Genomic DNA, 702 nt, shown 5'->3' with positions numbered 1-702 from the left:
AGCTTATCGCTCGTCTTCGCGCCCAACTGCGCAGAGCATCTGGTAACGCTTCTCCGGTCATGCAAATAGGCGATTTAAGCCTAGATACCAGAACCTCAAAAGTGATGTGGCAAGGCCAAGCAGTGAGCCTAACAGCGCTGGAATATAAAGTAGTCGCTTACTTTATGCATAATCCTGAAAAAGTCATTTCACGCACGGAGCTTGTGGAGCACATTTACAAGCAAGACTTTGATCGTGACTCCAACACGATTGAAGTATTTATCGGTCGTATTCGTAAGAAAATTGCCCCAAAAATCATAAAAACCGTGCGTGGCTTAGGGTATCAACTGAATGCCGAATAAGAACAAACTGCCGCTGCATGCCTTAAAGCGCTTAAGTATCAAAAGCCGATTGGTGTTGGCGGCGGTTGTGTGGCTCACCGCCATGATCCTTGCTGCGGGTGTCACTATTCCTACCCAAGTTTATAACTATATGGTGGACGACACGCGCTCCCAACTGAGCATCTTTATGGATGAAATCGCCGCACAATTGGAAGTCGATCATACAGGCCATCTTTCGTTAGCAGCTCAACTGTCGGATCCTCGCTTTAGTCGCCCGTACAGCGGCTTATATTGGAGTGCATCGACAGACACAAGCCTCGAACGCTCTCGCTCGTTGTGGGATAAAAGAATCGAGTATAAAGGACTCGATAAAGATGCGTAT

General features: G+C 47.3%; 1 protein-coding gene and 1 pseudogene. Both read left to right on the top strand.

Features of this window, described 5'->3' with window-relative positions:
* Positions 1–341, top strand: a 341-nt coding sequence (locus R7Q46_RS27165) for a response regulator transcription factor (RefSeq protein WP_318078261.1), incomplete at its 5' end; no start/stop codon positions are given.
* Positions 331–702, top strand: a pseudogene (locus R7Q46_RS27160) (ATP-binding protein); the annotation flags it as partial. The gene R7Q46_RS27165 and the pseudogene R7Q46_RS27160, both read left to right, overlap by 11 nt.

This window comes from Vibrio sp. 811 (assembly GCF_033339195.1).
The sequence above is the reverse complement of the archived record's forward strand: the minus strand, read 5'-3'. Positions and strand labels throughout refer to the sequence as shown.